The following is a 703-nucleotide window of genomic DNA, read 5'->3' on the forward strand; positions in this document are numbered from 1 at the left end:
CCTGGTGCAGCGCGCGGGAGGCACGGGCGACGCCGTGCGTGCCGTGGTGGCGGGCTGGCCCGGCATGCCGGGCAGCGCCGTGCGCGTCATCGCCTTCAGCGGCATCCGGCTGGAGGCGTCCACCTTCCCGCAGGACACCGGGGAGAAGGCGGCGCCGCGCAAGCTGTCGCGCGACGAGAAGCCGCTGTACGACCGCGGCCAGCGCCTGCGCGCCGCGGTGGAGACGAACCGCGAGGAGGGCGGGGCGCGCAAGCAGGAGGTGGAGTCGGAGCTGCTCGACGCGGGCGCCAGCCGCCTGCTGTCCGCGCCCGTGGAGGTGGACGGGCGGGTGGTGGGCTCCGTGGAGTCCCTCACCCCGGCGGTGGTGAAGGGGGCCGCGCCGTCGTGGACGCCGGTGCTGCTGGCGTTCCTCTTGCCGCTGGCGGCGTGCGCGGCCGCGGTGTTCGCGCTGTCGCGCCAGGGCGTGCGCGTGGCGGTGGCGGCGGCGCTGTTCCTGGCGGGCCTGGGTGGCTACACCGTGTACTCGCTGCGCGCGCTGGACGCGGAGCTGCGGCAGACGGAAGAGGCCGTCAGCGCGGAGCTGCGCACGCGCGGCGAGAAGGCCCAGGCGCTCATCGCCGCCAACAACCTGGCGACGGACCGGCGCTGAAGCCGGTGCGTGGGACGCGGACCTGGATGCGCCGTCCGCTGGGCGGCTGACGGA

At 76.4% G+C, this 703-nt stretch carries 1 pseudogene; it reads left to right on the forward strand.

Annotated elements, in window-relative coordinates:
* Positions 1–649: pseudogene (locus tag ACLEQD_RS44750) on the forward strand (sugar ABC transporter permease); the annotation flags it as partial.
* Positions 650–703: the final 54 nt, after the last annotated feature.

Origin of the sequence: Corallococcus sp. 4LFB (genome assembly GCF_046520365.1) — a bacterium.
GTDB lineage: Bacteria > Myxococcota > Myxococcia > Myxococcales > Myxococcaceae > Corallococcus > Corallococcus caeni.